Below are 13,832 nucleotides of genomic sequence, written 5' to 3' on the forward strand. Positions count from 1 at the left end.
ACCATGCCTTACATTCGCGAATCGATCATCACCACCGTCAACAAGGCCGGTGATGTCCACATCGCGCCGATCGGCATCATCGCCGAGAAGGACGGCTGGATCATTGCGCCGTTCCGACCATCGATCACGCTTGACAATCTCGCCGAAGTGCCGTTCGCCTTCGCCAATTATACCGACGACGTGCGTATCTTTGCCGGCTGCCTGACCGGGCGCAAGGATTGGCCGACCGTTGCGGTCGACGGGTTTCCGGTGCCGCGGCTCGAAGCGGCGCTCGCGCATTCGGTCCTCGAAGTCGAGAGTGTCGATGACGATGCTATGCGACCGCGCCATTTCTGCCGCGTGGTGCAGGAGGAAACGCATGCGCCGTTCACCGGCTTCAACCGTGCCAAGGCGGCGGTGCTGGAACTGGCCATCCTGGTCAGCCGGCTCGGCATGCTGCCGCGCGACAAGATCGAGGCGGAGGTCGCCTACCTTTCAATCGCCATCGAAAAGACCGCGGGCGAGGGCGAAAAGGAAGCCTGGGACTGGCTGATGGAGCGTGTCGGCGACCACCTTGCGGCCGAGGACGCCAGCGGCGAGGATGCGCGAGGCTGAACCGGATATGCTGAACCAGAGTAAGCGTCCGAGCTGACGCGTTTTAGCATGGTACACGGTGGCGGTGATCTCAAACGGCGGTGTTCGACCCTTTGCGGTCATTGAGCCCGGTATGCACCATGACCGGAATGGGGCCGAGAGCAGACCGGCGGCTTCGGGGTAATGATCTTTAAGAGCGGACATTCAGTCGTTGACATTACCGCGACCTAGCCCCTGGCAGACCTTCGCCTCAGCCGGGCCCTGCCGCTTGCCGTGGGATGGGGGTTCTTGCACGCATCTTCCGTCCGAGATGTCCCGGGACTCCTGTTACGGCTTAGACTACTCGGTCTGAAACGTGGTAAGTTCGAGGGCCAACGGCGAGGGATTTCAACCGCCGCGGCGTGAGAGTGGAGCCATGCCGAGTCCTTTCCAAGTTCTTCGTCCTCTTGGCAGGCTGACGCTCGCCCTCTGGCTTGCTACGGGCCCTGCCGCTAGCCAGGAAGGGGTCGTGCACTGGCGCATGAACAGTCTGCTCCATCCCAAGCTCTTCGGCGAAGCTGGTGAGCGCTTCGCCGAAACGGTGCGGCGGCTGTCGGACGGCGGCTTTATCATCGAGGTCCATGACCGGCTGGTGCTCGACCAGGACACCTTCGGCGCCCTGAACTCAGGGCTGGTCGACGCGGTGTGGGGCTCGGCAGGCCATCACCACCGCGAGGATCCTGCGCTGACAATCTTTACCGGCTTTCCCTTTGGTCCTGACCCGGCCGGCTTTACCGCCTGGATGAAAGGGGGCGGTGGTGCCGAGGCACTGGAGGCGATCTACGCGCGCCACGAAATGAAGAGCCTCTATTGCGGTATTCTTCCCGCAGAAGGCGGAGGCTGGTTCCTTGCGCCAGTCGAGAGTTCCGCCGATCTGGAGGGGCTGGCTATGCGCAGCTTCGGTTACGGCGCTCGGGTTCTGCAGAAGCTTGGGGTTGTCCCCTACGAACTTCCAGCCGAGGAGATCCGGCCGGCGCTGGAAGCTGGGCTGATCGATGCGGCCGAATTTTCGCTGCCGTCCATCGATGCCGAACTCGGCATCGCGGAGGTCGCCAAGTACCTCTACTTCCCGGGCTGGCAGCAGCCGGTAACCTCACTTGAAATTCTGATGCCGCAGAAGACCTGGGCCGCGCTATCAAATCACCAAAAGGCCGTGCTGGAGACTGCGTGCGGCGACACCCTGTCCTGGACCGCGGCCGAGGCAGCGGTTGAACAGGTCGAGGCTATCGCGGCTTTTCGCGCTATGGGCGTCGAGCTGCATGCCTGGCCTGACGAAGTGCTTCTCGATCTGAGGGAGGCGTGGAACGAGGTCATCGCGGAGGAGACCGCCCGAGACCCGCTGCTCGCCGATGCCTGGAAGAGCTATCTGCAATTTCGCGATCGGTACGGCGATTGGCAGGCGCGCGCCTACGCCAAGTAGCCGGGATCAGCCCGGCATGCCAGCCAACCTGAGCCCCTCCAGCACAATGGCGAGGCCGCTTTCGTCGGCTAGGCCATCGAACGATTGCGCCACGCCCGTAACGGTCTGCTCGGGCCGGTGCCCAAGCGCGGCCGTGACGACCCCGGCCGCTTCTTCCAGCCGGCCGGCATGAGCAAGGCTCGCGGCGAAGAGCCATCCTGGCCACCACCGCGCGTTTGCGAAAGTCCCGGCGCCATAGAGCGGGCCAAGTTCCTCTGCAGCTCGCGCCGGCTCTCCCGCGAGCAGGTAGCTCAGGCCAGCGACCTGGTGGTGCCAGTCCTGCGGCGTCGGATCGAGGCGCAGAGCCTGCTGGATTGTCAGGACCGCCTCGTCCGATCGGCCTGTCAGGGCCAGCGCTTGGGCAAGCACCGCCAGGTTGTCGGGATCCTCAGGATCGATCGTCACCGCCGCTCGGGCATTTGCCAGTGCGTCGACGGGAGAACGCATTTCCGGGAAGGGGGAGAGTAGCCGCATCTCTGCGAGCAGCCGGTGCGACCGCGCACCGCCCCCAAGCGCCACTGCGCGCTCCACCATCTCAAGCGCCCGCGCCATCTCACGACGACCGCCTCCCCACGCAAGGTGCTGAACTTCCAACCAGTAGGTCAATCCGAGGCTTGCCCAAGCCCCTGCATGTCCGGGATTGTCGGCCACCACGGCCTCGAGAAGGCCCCGTGCCTCTTCGTTGTCCCCACGCCGCCGCCAGTCTCGTGCCGTAATGAGCTCGTTTGCCTGCACAACCGCTCCATCTGCCGCGCTGAGTTCCACCACGGAATCCCGCGGTTGCGCGAGCCAGAGAGTGGCCATCGCCACTATGAGCGCTGCAGTCAGCCCGCTCGTCCACGCCATCCAGCGCTTCCAGCCAGGCTCGACCGGCTCCTCCGCCTCTGAGCCCGGGCCTACGAGCATATATCCTCGCCTTGGCACCGTTCGCAGCAGGCCCATCCCCTCCGGGCCAAGCGCTCTGCGGATATCGCTTACGCATTGAGCAAGGGAGTCATCGGAGACGAACACATCCGGCCAAGTCGCCTGAACGAGATCGTCTTTGCTGACCAGCTGTCCGCGTCGCTCGGCGAGCACTTCAAGCACCCGGTATGACTTCGGCCGCAAGAATCGCTCCGTGCCGGAACTATCCTGAAGGCAACCGCGCGTACGGTTCAGGACGAAATCGCCGAAGCGAATGCTGCGTGGGTAATCCATACCGGAGCCCGAGGGTGCGACGGCCAGATTATAGCAGGATTTCGTGACTCTTTCAGAGAGCTTTCATGACCTTCTGCGCCGGCGGGCCCAGCCTCGGCTTGATCACCCGAGGAGGCGCTCATGCGCAGATCAGTTTTAGGGCTCGCCGTCGTGTGTCTCGCCGCGGCCAATCCGGCCGCCACAGCCGAGCCGGTAGAAACGCCGCCTGTGCTCGAGACCATCGGACTATGGCTCGCAGCGAACTACGACCTGCCGTTGGCGCAGCCTCCCGCCCTTGTCACCGCGCCCGCGATCGAACTTGTCACGATGCGCTACGGCGCCGGGTCTACCGTCTCGTCGCCGGAGGTCGTTGCCGTCTATGATGAAGGCGTCAATACCATCTTTCTTACCGCAGGCTGGACGGGCCGCACCCCGGCCGAACTGTCGGTGCTGGTGCACGAGATGGTTCACCACCTCCAGGCCGCCGCCGAGATGCGCTTCGCCTGTCCAGGGGAGCGCGAGGCGCTCGCCTATCGTGCCCAGGACGCTTGGCTTCGGCTGTTCGGCACTGACCTGAAGAGCACCTTTAGCATCGACCCTGCGACACTGCTTGTCGCCACAGTGTGCACTCATTAGGTCGAAGAAAACGAAGAGCGAAAGCTCCTTTCTTGGAGCAAGTGGCCAGTCCGTCTGCGGCAAAAAGAGGAAGCGGATGTTAGGCTGCAAGGCCCGACGTGGTGGCCTGAACTAATTCACATGCCTTGCTCTGAAACCTGCAGTTAACTAAACGGCCCTACCTTCCACCCAACTCGGTGCGTGGGGGTTCAGTGCAGTCAAACGTTTGTGCAGTTCCGCTGTATCGGCAGCGAAGAATCGTCAGCGTCGTAGCGGAAGCACTCTCATCCAAGGACGGAGAGCACGCCAATCGCTTCTGGCGCCAGATCGCGAGAAACCTTCTCCGACAGCTCGTCGCATCGGGTGTGGCTGTTGAGACAGCCGAGGAAGAAGTCCGGATGCTGCTCTGAGTTGTCCTGGGTGAGATGCAGCGGAACAGCGTCGGCGGGCGAAAGTAGTCAATCAGAGCGGACGAAACGGACCTTATCCTCTCGCTTAAGCAGGAAAACTTTTTAGGCGGCGTCCGCCCAAGCATGCTGCGCGGCGTCTCGATGCTCGGTATCATCCTCCCACCATTGTGGATAAGCGGCGCTGTTGTGGAGCATGCGCTTCGTGATAGCTTCAATCTCTTCGAAACTTAGGATTGCCTCCGGCAGCCTTTGTCTTTTGAGGTGTTCACGAAGTTGATCGTAAACGCCCATTCTGTCCTCCCTCAGAAACAGCACTCGATCCAGATGCGGCGTTCGTCCTGTGTACGACACTCGCTGGAAGCGCCAGAATGTCCACCTTCTTGAAATCAGTCAAAGTGCTCATCTGGCCGATCGGCCTATAGAATGGTCACTCTTGCGCTGGTGGAGGCAAAGTTTGCCTCCACGCCCGACATGAGGCGCATGCCGGTCCGGCAGTTTGGGGCCGAAACCTGCCCTTCCGCTTTCGGGACGAAGTTACAGACAGCGGCCTTTCCGCTGATCGACCCAATGCGGACGTTCGCTCTCCGAGAACGAATTCACGCCCATGACCCTAGTCGGACATTCCCGGCTCAAATTTGCTCCCGGAAAGCGGACCTTCACCGGAACCAGCGGATTTGACCCAAAGCGGCTGTTCGGAGCGACACAGACAAACGGCAACATTCGTTTAATGCGGACTTTCAGCCGTTGCGGGACAGAACTTCGGGAATGGACGGAGAAAGTGAATCTTGCTCAAGGTGTCAACCTGCTGATCGAGGACCGTTACAATGACCTAGGCGATGGGCAGGCTGAGGTAGCGCTGCGCGCCGGACCTCCTGGCAACGACTCGCTGATCGGACGCAAACTGTCGGACCAGTCCTGGGCGGTCTACGGCAGCCGCAGCTATGTTGAACGTTCCGGCAGGCCGACCACGCCCGACGACCTCAACGGCCGTCAGTTGATCGGATTCGAAGGGCCGATCGAAAACATCACACCGGCGCGCTGGCTGCGTGCAATGGCTCCGGACTGCGAGATCGCCTGCCGCAGCAACAGCGTTCTGGGGCTCCTGTTTGCTATCCAATCGGGCTTTGGGCTGGGCTTGCTGCCGTGCCAGATCGGCGATGCGGAAGAGGATATCGTGCGCGTCATCGATCCGCAGCCGGGCCTTATCGGCGGCTTCTGGATCCTCACCCATCCCGACCTGCACAAGCGGCCGAAAAATCCGGGCATTCTTCGATTTCATGCTGGAGGAGATCGTCAAGTATCGACCTCTTCTGCTCGGCCAGACACAACCATCGCGTGGCAATCAGGGGCGATCTGAGACGGCGGCCGCGTCTAGTTCCACCGTGGAACCGGAACTGGCCAGCCCTTCCGGTGGGGCTAGTCGTGATAGTCCCGCTTGAAGCGGGCTCACCAGCGTATGAGCGCATCACCAATTTTTCTCACGCGCGACGGCACCAGCACCGCGCCACGTTCGGCGAGAATCGAAGCTGAGCATGTGATAAGATAAGCGGCTGCCACGGCGTTGCGAAGGATAGATCATTACGCTTCCCGGGCCGCTTTGGCTCCGTGATTGAAGGAGTGCATAAGCAAATCGCGGGAGGTATCCGATATGCAGCCCACCACGCATTATGCCAAGAGCGGCGATGTCCACGTTGCCTACCAGGTTTTCGGCGAGGGCCGCGACCTCGTCATGGCACCGGGATTCGTATCTCACATCGAAAATTATTGGGACGAGCCGCGTTTTGCGCGCTGGCTGGGCAAGCTCGGGAGCTTTTGCCGCGTTATCCTTTTCGATAAGCGCGGCACCGGACTCTCCGACCGCGTCGCACACCTGCCGGTCATGGATGAGCGCATGGACGACGTTCGCGCCGTCATGGACGCGGTTGGCATTGAGAGCGCGGCCCAGTTTGGAATTTCGGAAGGCGGATCGCTTGCCGCGCTCTTCGCCGCCAGCCACCCTGAGAGGACCCAATCGCTCGTGCTCTATGGCGCTTTTGCGCGGTTTCTCCACTGGATAGCGACCGATGAGGAGTTCGAAGCTCTGATCAGCTACATCGACGAGCACTGGGGCAGCGGCGCGAGTCTGCCGAACTTCGCCCCTTCGAAGGCCGATGACGCTGCGCTGCAGCAGTGGTGGGGCAAATTCGAGCGGCTCGGCGCCAGCCCGTCTGCCGCGATGGCGCTCATGCGCATGAATCGCGAGATCGATATTTCCGGAATCCTGCATTCCATTCAGGTTCCAACCCTGGTTCTCCACCTGACGGACGACACTTTGATCAGCGTCGAAGGCGGTCGCGAGTTGGCCGCTGGCATCCCGCATGCCCGGTTGGTTGAGTTCCCGGGAACCGATCACATCCCATTCCTCGATGCCGGTGACTGGATACTGGCGGAGATGCGGGAATTCTTGACCGGATCACGGTCGTCCACTGTCATCGACCGCGTGCTCTCCACAGTCGTATTTACCGACATCGTCGGTTCGACAGCGCGCGTGGATTCCAGAGGCGATCTCGGCTGGAGCGACCTTCTTAAAACCCATGACAAGACGGTGCGTCAGGAGCTTTCAAACTTCCGAGGGAAAGAAGTGAAAACCCTCGGCGACGGCTTTTTGGCCACCTTTGATGGTCCGGCACGGGCTATCCATTGCGCCAGCGCGATTCGCGCTTCTTTGCAGCGGCTGGACGTTCCAGTGCGAATAGGCGTGCACACAGGCGAGGTTGAGCTGATCGATGACGACGTGCGCGGGATCGCCGTGCACATCGCGTCGCGTGTAGCGCATCTCGGTCGTGCCGATGACGTGCTCGTTTCGCGTACTGTGAAGGATCTGGTCGCGGGCTCTGGCATCAAGTTCGAGAACTTCGGAACCCACACCCTGAAGGGCATTCCAGAAAAATGGCAGATATTTCGCGCCATCAGCTGATAGTCCTCCGGCGGATCGAAGGTGCCGCCTGACCCTCACACTCAGGCCTGCCGAACTTCCGCTCTGGGACGGCCTCCCGTCGGCCGTCCTTCGGCAAAGATCCGCAAAGCAGCCGTGATGCGACCTTACTCGTTTCCGATCTCTGGGTCCGATTATGGCGCGTCCGGCTGGTTCAAACACCAGAGCCGCAGAACGCCCGAAATGAGCGTCGAACGACTGGCTGGGGTGGAAGGCAGTCGTTCTCCCGGATAATTGAACGGCAAAAAGTGTGCCATTTTTCGGACCTTGAATCCTTTCGGATGTGCCTTTTCCGTGCACCTTCGCGGTAATTGTGCGGTAGAATGTCGAGCCTTGCGCTCCGGATAGCCGGAGCGCCGGAGGAGTCCAATGGACGTCGGCACCTGGCTGCGCGATTTGGGGCTCGCGCAGTACGAACAGGAGTTTCGCGCCAACGACATCGATGCCGAGGTTCTCGCCGACCTCACGGCAGAGGATCTCATCGCGCTAGGCATCACCTCGGTCGGCCACCGCCGTAGATTGCTTGCGGCAATCGCCGCCCTCCGCGACGGCGCGGGTTCTGCGCCCGCCCGTTCTTCGCAAGCCTTCGCTGCGGTCGACGTCACGACCCTGGCAGCTCCAGACGCCGAGCGCCGCCAGCTGACAGTGATGTTTGTCGACCTGGTCGACTCGACCGCGCTCGCGTCAAGGCTCGATCCCGAGGAGGTGAGTGAACTTTTGCGGGCCTATCAGAGCGCCGTGGCGGCCGCAATTGCGCGCTACGAAGGGCACATTGCCAAATATATGGGCGACGGCGTGCTGGCCTATTTCGGTTATCCGCGAGCCCACGAAGACGAGGCGGAACGCGCAGTGCGGGCTGGCCTCGCCGCGGTCGAGGCCATTCACAGCCTTAAGCCAAAATACGACCTGTCGTTGGAGGTCCGCGTCGGCATCGCAACAGGCGGCGTGGTGGTAGGAGAGCTTATCGGAGCCGGGGAGGCGCAGGAGAGGTCTGTCGTCGGCCAGACACCCAACCTGGCAGCACGGCTGCAGTCGCTGGCTGAGCCGAATAGCGTGGTGATCAGCCGGAACACGCGCCGCCTGGTCGGTGGTCTGTTCGACCTTGCCGACCTCGGCTCTCAGCATATCAAAGGCTTCGCCCAGCCAGTGCGTGCTTGGCGAGTGATCGGCGAAAGCCAAGCAGAGAGCCGCTTCGAGGCGCTGCACCCAGCCGCGCTCACACCGCTCGTTGGCCGCGAGGAGGAGCTGGCTCTGCTGCAGCGGCGATGGGACGAGACGCGAGATGGCGAAGGGCAGGTTGTCTTGCTCTCAGGGGAACCGGGAATTGGCAAATCGCGCCTTACGCGCGCTCTACAGCAAAGATCGGACGAGAGCACCTACACGCGCATTATCCACTTCTGCTCGCCTTACCACGTGCACAGTGCGCTGCACCCGATCATCGATCATCTGCAGCGCGCCGCCAGATTCGATCGGGATGACAATGACGAACGGAAACTCGCAAAACTCGAGGAACTGCTCGCGCTTTCGACGCAGAACGTCACAGAAGTGATGCCTATCTTTGCGGCGCTCCTGTCGATTCCATCCGGCGGGCGCTATCCGCAACTACAACTCGCGCCAGAAGAGCTGATGTCAAAAACGCTCGACGCGCTGGCCGATCAGGTCGAGGGTTTGGCGCGGCGGCGACCGGTGCTGGAGCTATTTGAGGACGTGCACTGGATCGACCCGACATCGTTTGAGCTACTGGAGCGGCTCATTGAGCGTGTGCGTAGTCTACCGGTTCTACTGGTGATCACGTTCCGGCCCGAATTCAAACACTCCTGGAGCGGTCACCCGCATGTAACGTCTCTCACGCTGAACCGCCTCAGCCGCAAATCGGGTTGCGCGATGATCGATCGGCTGACTGCCGGCAAGACATTGCCGACGGAGGTGCTGCAGCAGGTCGTGGCAAAGACGGATGGGGTGCCTCTGTTCATCGAGGAGCTAACCAAAAATGTCCTCGAATCTGGGCTGCTGCGCGAAGAGAGTGGAAGCTATGTGTTGGCTGGCCCCCTGCCGCCCTTGGCAATCCCAGCAACCCTTCAAGACTCGCTGACCGCACGTCTCGATCGCTTGATGCCGGTCAAGGAGGTGGCGCAGATCGGCGCGGCCATTGGGCGGGAGTTTTCCTACGACCTGCTCGCCCTGGTCACTCCACTTCGCGAGAACGAGCTCCATGGAGCACTGGCGCGGCTTGAGGAATCGCAACTGGTTTATCGGCGCGGCACGCCACCGCAAGCCATTTTTGCGTTCAAGCATGCCCTGGTTCAGGAGGCCGCATATGAAAGTTTGCTCCGCAGTAAACGGCAACAAATACACGCAGCCCTCGCGCAAGCCATAGAGGAGCACTTCCCTGAGAAGGGCACCGCCCAGCCGGAGGTGCTCGCCCACCACTACAGTGAGGCTGGCCTGGCAGAGAAGGCAGTCGGCTACTGGTTGAAAGCCGGGCAGCAGGCGGCGGAACTCTCCGCCAATGCGGAGGCAATCGGCCATCTGATGAACGGTCTGGAAGCTCTGAAATCAATTCCCGAAACGCGTCGGCGCGATGAACTTGAGCTGGACCTTCAGACTGCTCTCGGCATGCCGCTCATGGCCACAAAGGGTTACGGAGCTCCGGAGACCGGCGCCGCCCACGCGAGAGCGCAGGAGCTTTGCGAGCGGCTGGGCCGTAGCCAGCAGCAGCATTTTCCGATCCTCTACGGTCAATGGGCCTATCGCGCAGCCGGCGGCGAGTGGTCGAAGGGGCGCCAACTCGCAGAGGACTTTCTGGGTCGCGCCGAACTCCACGCCGACCGGGCCATGAAGCTCGTCGGACACAGGATTCTCGGATTTTCGCTTGCGCATATTGGAGATTTGCTGGCTGGTCGAGAGCAAATCGAGCAGGCACTTGCGCTTTACGATCCGGGACAGCACCGATCTCTCGCCTTCCGCTTCGGGCAGGATCAGAGGGCAGCTGGTCTCGCCATCTTGTCCATGATCTTGTGGCTGAGCGGCTTTCCAGAAAGAGCATCGGAAACGATGGACCGCGCGACTAAGGCGCTTGAAGAGCTCAATCACTTTAACAGCCGAGGCTACGTGCTTGCCTGGGGGGCTGCGACACTGGCTCATCTCCGTCGAGATGCTGCGGCCGTTCGACTGCACGCGGACGCGGTGATATCCCTATCCGAGGAGCACGGGCTACGTTTGTGGCTGGCCCACGGAAAGATCTTCCGGGGTTGGGCATCGGGTGCACAGGGATCGCCATCGGAGAGCGTTCCACAAATCCTTGAGGGCATGGCGGAGTGCCGAGCGGCGCGACATCGAATGCGCGCGCCATATCACCTGAGTCTTTTCGCTGAGACCCTACACCGCTCAGGCAAAACGGATGAAGCGCTACGTGCGCTCGCCGAGGCCGTTATGTTGGTGGCGGAGACCGAGGAACGCTGGTGTGAGGCGGAACTCCATCGGCTAACCGGTGAGATGCTGCTATCGCTCACTACCCCGAACGCATCCAAGGCTGAGGCATGTTACCGTTCGGCGATCGCGGTCGCCCAAGCCCAAGGCGCGAAGATGCTCGAGCTGCGGGCTGCGGCAAGCCTCGCCCGCCTCTGGCGGGACCACGGCAAGTGCGCGGAAGCCTATGAGCTTCTTGCACCGGTTTATGGCTGGTTCAGCGAGGGCTTGGGCACTTCGGATCTCAATGAAGCGCGGTTGTTACTCGAGACAGTTGCGGGCGAAAATCCATCCGCTTAGGGCCAAAGGCTGCGGTGTGTTAGCTACCGGGTCGAGCCGGATACCGTCGAATCTAGAACCCTGAGTGTCCGCTCTAGGGTCAACTTGCGGCGTTGAGCGTCAGACGCTGAAAGGGCAGGAACGGGTCGAATTCTGCGGTTGAGCGAAGGTCGGCAACGGAGAAGCCCGCCGAATGTCCGGACGTGGCGCAATCGAGGCGACCCGTGCTTTTAACCGCTCTGCACGCGGAAGAAGCCGTTGGAGGACTAAACTAGGTTGGGTGGAAACTTGCCGTATGCGCGCCTGTCGGAACGACGTGATTGCGGCAAGGAGCGGACGTCGCCCGCCTAAGCGGCTTGCTCACTCTAGCGTCGGGGCGGTCCGCAGACCGTTGAATCGAAATCGCTACGAAGCCCACGGGCAGACCTTAGCCTCCCGCGCTGAGCATTTCGATGATCGTTAAATCCAAAGAATCACCACAGGACGGTGGCCGTCGAGCGAGTTTTCAGCAGCCCATTTCCGCAGCCTATTAATGTGCAACTTGGGAAGCTGCCGACATCAATTCCTCGGGATTCGGCGCTCTGAAGGTGTTGAGGCCATCCTCCAGAACTTCAGTGAAGTTCCAGCGTACGATGCCCGCCCGGTCGATTAGGAACTGACCGACAAGCTGCGCCTGGCTGGAAGCCATCGCGTGCTGATCGACTTCCGTAATCTCATATCCTTCCTTCTTGTTAAGAAATTCATTCATTGCCATGACGTCCATAGGCTCGGGCAACTCGCCCGGGAGATGGAACGGTATCGCCATGACCGTGTCCATCCCGACCTCGCGCAAGCCGAAAGCACGGTGCGAGGCTCGCTCCGGGTCGGATGCGGCGAGAAGATCGGGTGCCGGGTGGTAACGGAAATAGAGCCGCGCCCGCTCGACCGGCGTATTGACCACAGCCAGGCATTCGACGCCTTTATCACGCAGGGCCGGCTTGAGTTGCGCCATCGCCGCGACATGGCGCCGGCAGAACGGACAGTGCAGGCCTCGGAACAAACCGATCAACAACGGGCTACGGCCTCGAAAATCATCGAGCGCGATCTTGCCTTCGCGTGAGATCGCATTGAGCACAACATTCGGTGCCCGGTCGCCCGGCTGCAGCGGGCGGTCAACACTACTCGTGGACATGGACAACCTCCTCGCCCCGGGTCAGTCAGGGAAAGCAGCACACCCAGCGTTTCGGAGGCGATCAAGTGCTGGGGCGAAAGCTTCCTGTGCCAAGGCAATAGTTTTCGACCTCTGCCATATTGCCGAGGTCGAGATTACGCGCGTTGCAAGCCCATCATAACACGAAAAAGCATCTGCGGGTCGCCTCCAAATGTGGTGAATGACCTTACGCGAGCGCACTCCCGAATGCTCTTGCGCTGAAGGTCAGGTTCCCGACCTCGATTTGGAGGTTCAAGTCTGCAACGCCCAAGGTCGTCAACGGGTCGGTTTCGGACGAAAAGCGAAGGTCCGCTCCCGAAAAGCGTCGGGAATGTCTGGAAATGGCGCAACCGCGACCTCCAAAATGTATCCCGGCTATGTCTGCTTACGGGAGCGGCAAAGCTCACCTCCACGGCCGATATCGGGCGCGAACCGGACATGCGCCGAGCGGGTGCCGAACGCGAACTTTCCACCCTGTTGCGACCTTGCGCTCGTACGGGTTGGGATCTTTCAAGCCGGGGGAATATCTCATCGATCCGACTGATCGGATGGCCATGATAGAGCACCTACACTTGCGATCCCGCCAGCAGCGCCACCGCTGACGCGGGCGCGACGCTGCTGGCTTCGCCGCGAACGGCGTCATCTGCGGGGATGATCTCGGCGAAATCGACGAAGCGGCGTTCCATGCGTTCGGCCAGCCGCCTGATCTGCCAGCGGCCGGTCCCGGCGCCGACGATCGGCACATCCCGCGCCAGGGACCCGGCAACCAGGGATGCTGCGTCGTGGATCCTGCGCAACTGCTGTTCGCTAAACCAGCGCGCGATTTCATGCCATTCCGGCAGGGTCAGCTCGGTGGCGTCGCGCCCGATCATGCGCGCCAGCCGCGCGATCGAGCCATCGATCGTCTTTTCCTTGCCGTCGGCGGAAGCGTGCCTGTCGTCCTTTTCGTCGAGCACCCCCAGAATCCGGTGCGCGTCGGCGATCGAGGCGAAATACTCGTTCATCAGCGGTGTCAGCCTGCCGCGTACGGGGGCTGACGAGGCGACGCCGAACAGGAACGTCCTGGTGAAGCCTGTATAGACCAGTTCGCCGCTCAGCAGCCGTCCGGCATCGGTGTAGCCGTCATTGGCGACGGCGCCATTTCTGATGGCGATGATGTCGGTGGTGGTCGAGCCCATGTCGACGAACAGGGCATCGCCGGCGAGTTTCGCCACCAACGATGCTGTCGCATGCCAGTTGGCGGAGGCGACATCGCTGCTCAGCCGCGTTGCCTGGTCGACTCCGACAAAGCCGGACGGTCCGGCATAAATCAAGTTTTCGCCTGGGACCCGGGCTGAAATCTCATCCAGCAGGGCCGCGACGCCGGCGTCGCGGGACGGAAAGACGTCCGCCAGTTCGCCGGTCATGGTGAATGCGTTGAGATCGGCGCAGGCATAGATCGGGGCCGTTTCCTCGAATGCCAAGGTCAGGGTATGGAGCCCTAGCCAAAGCGGCGTGGCGATCGTTACAGCCTCGACGATGCGGCCGTCTTGCGCGCGCGTCACCTTCAGATGGGCGCCGCCAATATCGAAGCCGGCAACGATGCTCTTTCTTTTTTCCACGCTTCACGCTTTCATTAGAGTTGGTCAGGGGCAGTCGGTCAGCGAGAAA

Annotated in this window: 11 protein-coding genes; 7 read left to right on the forward strand and 4 right to left on the reverse strand. The window is 61.6% G+C overall.

The features are described from left to right. The first annotated feature begins 3 nt into the window (after nucleotides 1–3). Both M727_RS0102475 and M727_RS0102480 read left to right on the forward strand, forming a co-directional pair. Nucleotides 4–594 (forward strand): DUF447 domain-containing protein, encoded by a 591-nt coding sequence (locus M727_RS0102475; protein ID WP_027151327.1) that lies wholly within the window; start codon nucleotides 4–6, stop codon nucleotides 592–594. Between the two features lie 499 nt (nucleotides 595–1,093). Beyond that, a complete protein-coding gene (locus M727_RS0102480; protein WP_198032584.1) occupies nucleotides 1,094–2,032 on the forward strand; it encodes a hypothetical protein in 939 nt (312 codons plus the stop codon). Between the two features lie 6 nt (nucleotides 2,033–2,038). Here M727_RS0102480 and M727_RS0102485 read toward each other — a convergent pair whose 3' ends face one another. Next, nucleotides 2,039–3,268: a winged helix-turn-helix domain-containing protein gene (locus M727_RS0102485; protein WP_027151329.1), complete on the reverse strand. Its 1,230-nt coding sequence runs from the start codon at nucleotides 3,266–3,268 to the stop codon at nucleotides 2,039–2,041. 120 nt (nucleotides 3,269–3,388) lie between these two features. Here M727_RS0102485 and M727_RS0102490 point away from each other — a divergent pair, with 120 nt between their 5' ends. Both M727_RS0102490 and M727_RS42890 read left to right on the forward strand, forming a co-directional pair. Then, entirely contained in the window at nucleotides 3,389–3,883 is a 495-nt protein-coding gene (locus M727_RS0102490) for a DUF6647 family protein (protein ID WP_051505489.1), read from the forward strand. A gap of 191 nt (nucleotides 3,884–4,074) precedes the next feature. Beyond that, nucleotides 4,075–4,272, forward strand: coding sequence for a DUF6074 family protein (locus tag M727_RS42890; RefSeq protein WP_084646599.1), 198 nt, complete (start codon nucleotides 4,075–4,077; stop codon nucleotides 4,270–4,272). A gap of 102 nt (nucleotides 4,273–4,374) precedes the next feature. On the opposite strand, the gene M727_RS0102495 is transcribed toward M727_RS42890, so the two are convergent. Continuing rightward, the gene (locus M727_RS0102495; protein WP_036261093.1) at nucleotides 4,375–4,563 is read right to left on the reverse strand and encodes a hypothetical protein; all 189 of its coding nucleotides are present in this window, start codon (nucleotides 4,561–4,563) and stop codon (nucleotides 4,375–4,377) included. Nucleotides 4,564–4,876: 313 nt separating this feature from the next. On the opposite strand from M727_RS0102495, the gene M727_RS0102505 reads away from it, so the two are divergent. From M727_RS0102505 to M727_RS0102515, 3 genes are all read left to right on the forward strand, one after another. Beyond that, nucleotides 4,877–5,629, forward strand: coding sequence for a LysR substrate-binding domain-containing protein (locus M727_RS0102505; RefSeq protein ID WP_084646600.1), 753 nt, complete (start codon nucleotides 4,877–4,879; stop codon nucleotides 5,627–5,629). Nucleotides 5,630–5,920: 291 nt separating this feature from the next. Then, nucleotides 5,921–7,228 (forward strand): adenylate/guanylate cyclase domain-containing protein, encoded by a 1,308-nt coding sequence (locus M727_RS0102510; RefSeq protein ID WP_027151334.1) that lies wholly within the window; start codon nucleotides 5,921–5,923, stop codon nucleotides 7,226–7,228. A gap of 387 nt (nucleotides 7,229–7,615) precedes the next feature. Then, nucleotides 7,616–11,014 (forward strand): adenylate/guanylate cyclase domain-containing protein, encoded by a 3,399-nt coding sequence (locus M727_RS0102515; RefSeq protein WP_027151335.1) that lies wholly within the window; start codon nucleotides 7,616–7,618, stop codon nucleotides 11,012–11,014. 508 nt (nucleotides 11,015–11,522) lie between these two features. Here M727_RS0102515 and M727_RS0102520 read toward each other — a convergent pair. Then, the gene (locus M727_RS0102520; protein ID WP_027151336.1) at nucleotides 11,523–12,164 is read right to left on the reverse strand and encodes a peroxiredoxin-like family protein; all 642 of its coding nucleotides are present in this window, start codon (nucleotides 12,162–12,164) and stop codon (nucleotides 11,523–11,525) included. Between the two features lie 584 nt (nucleotides 12,165–12,748). Beyond that, a complete protein-coding gene (locus tag M727_RS0102525) occupies nucleotides 12,749–13,783 on the reverse strand; it encodes a hydantoinase/oxoprolinase family protein (RefSeq protein ID WP_027151337.1) in 1,035 nt (344 codons plus the stop codon). Between the last annotated feature and the right edge of the window lie 49 nt (nucleotides 13,784–13,832).

The organism is Mesorhizobium sp. WSM2561, from assembly GCF_000513915.1.
In the GTDB taxonomy this organism is placed as follows: Bacteria; Pseudomonadota; Alphaproteobacteria; order Rhizobiales; family Rhizobiaceae; genus Mesorhizobium; species Mesorhizobium muleiense.

Coding starts and splice junctions, on each gene's coding strand:
- M727_RS0102495 (WP_036261093.1), bottom strand. CDS start 4,563: ATGGGCGTTTACGATCAACTTCGTGAACACCTCAAAAGACAAAGGCTG.
- M727_RS0102485 (WP_027151329.1), bottom strand. CDS start 3,268: ATGGATTACCCACGCAGCATTCGCTTCGGCGATTTCGTCCTGAACCGT.
- M727_RS0102520 (WP_027151336.1), bottom strand. CDS start 12,164: ATGTCCACGAGTAGTGTTGACCGCCCGCTGCAGCCGGGCGACCGGGCA.
- M727_RS0102480 (WP_198032584.1), top strand. CDS start 1,094: ATGAACAGTCTGCTCCATCCCAAGCTCTTCGGCGAAGCTGGTGAGCGC.
- M727_RS0102515 (WP_027151335.1), top strand. CDS start 7,616: ATGGACGTCGGCACCTGGCTGCGCGATTTGGGGCTCGCGCAGTACGAA.
- M727_RS0102490 (WP_051505489.1), top strand. CDS start 3,389: ATGCGCAGATCAGTTTTAGGGCTCGCCGTCGTGTGTCTCGCCGCGGCC.
- M727_RS0102505 (WP_084646600.1), top strand. CDS start 4,877: ATGACCCTAGTCGGACATTCCCGGCTCAAATTTGCTCCCGGAAAGCGG.
- M727_RS0102475 (WP_027151327.1), top strand. CDS start 4: ATGCCTTACATTCGCGAATCGATCATCACCACCGTCAACAAGGCCGGT.
- M727_RS0102510 (WP_027151334.1), top strand. CDS start 5,921: ATGCAGCCCACCACGCATTATGCCAAGAGCGGCGATGTCCACGTTGCC.